Origin of the sequence: Pelomonas sp. KK5, from assembly GCF_001984095.1 — a bacterium.
Taxonomy (GTDB): domain Bacteria; phylum Pseudomonadota; class Gammaproteobacteria; order Burkholderiales; family Burkholderiaceae_C; genus KK5.
The window spans coordinates 1-260 of sequence record NZ_LYVQ01000598.1 but is presented as its reverse complement, the minus strand read 5'-3'; the positions used below and the strand labels follow the sequence as shown (position 1 = coordinate 260).

Annotated in this window: 1 tRNA gene; it reads left to right on the top strand. The window is 58.1% G+C overall.

Going from position 1 to position 260, the window contains the following annotated elements:
• Positions 1-126 precede the first annotated feature (126 nt).
• Positions 127-200, top strand: a tRNA-Cys gene (locus B0W88_RS32405).
• Positions 201-260 lie beyond the last annotated feature (60 nt).

The following is a 260-nucleotide window of genomic DNA, read 5'->3' as shown; positions in this document are numbered from 1 at the left end:
ACCTTGCCAAGGTCGAGGTCACGAGTTCGAGCCTCGTTACCCGCTCCAGGCATATTGATGGGAAGCCCCGGCTTCCCATTTTCTTCAGGGCTTCACCAAGGCTCTGAGGTGGTTAGTAAGATTCTCGGCGCGATAGCAAATCGGTTATGCCCCGGATTGCAAATCCGGTTAGGCCGGTTCGACTCCGGCTCGCGCCTCCAGGAATCCAAGCGGGTGTAGCTCAGTTGGTAGAGCGCGACCTTGCCAAGGTCGAGGTCACG